Genomic DNA, 610 nt, shown 5'->3' with positions numbered 1-610 from the left:
GTAGAGGTAGTAGCGGCCGGCCGTGGGGGCATCCGCCATGAAGGAGATCTCCGGGCCGGAGGTCTCCCCGGGTACCGGGTCCTCGCCCTCGGCGTGGACGTGGAGGTACTCCATATCGCCCTCGCGCAGGGCGACGAGATGGCCGAAGGCGCCGAGGTAGGGCTCCAAGGTGGTCACCGGAGCGCCGTCCTGGGTGACGCTCAGCGTGAGGTCGCTGGATGTCCCGGCAGTCAGCTCTCCGTCCAGAGTCACCTCGAACCCGTCGACCTCGTCCTTCGCGGAGAGGGGACGGTCGGTGACCGGCGTGAGTTCGCCGGCAACGTCAACGGTTCGCGACAGCGTCAGGGTGTCCTCGCCGTCGCCGGTGGGGGCGAAGTCGGCGTAGATCTTGTACGTACCGGCTTCCTCCCACTGCCAGGGCAGGGACCAGCTGCCGGTGGATGGGTCCAGCTCCGGGTGCACATGGCGGTACTGGGTGCCGTCGGTGCGGACAACGATCAGGTGCATCTCCTTCTCGTGTGCCTCCTGATACTCCGTGACGGGGCTCCCGTCGGGCCCGGTGATCGTGTAGGCGAGCTCTCCGGCCTGCTCAGCGGACTGCGGAGCGGAA

The 610-nt window shown here is 68.2% G+C and carries 1 protein-coding gene; it reads right to left on the bottom strand.

Features of this window, described 5'->3' with window-relative positions; all coding sequences use genetic code 11:
* Positions 1 to 610, bottom strand: a 610-nt coding sequence (locus ACT3T5_RS19605; protein WP_444595334.1) for a hypothetical protein, incomplete at both ends; no start/stop codon positions are given.

The sequence above is a fragment of the Brachybacterium sp. AOP3-A1-3 genome, assembly GCF_052378285.1.
Classification (GTDB): domain Bacteria; phylum Actinomycetota; class Actinomycetes; order Actinomycetales; family Dermabacteraceae; genus Brachybacterium.
The sequence above is the reverse complement of the archived record's forward strand: the minus strand, read 5'-3'. Positions and strand labels throughout refer to the sequence as shown.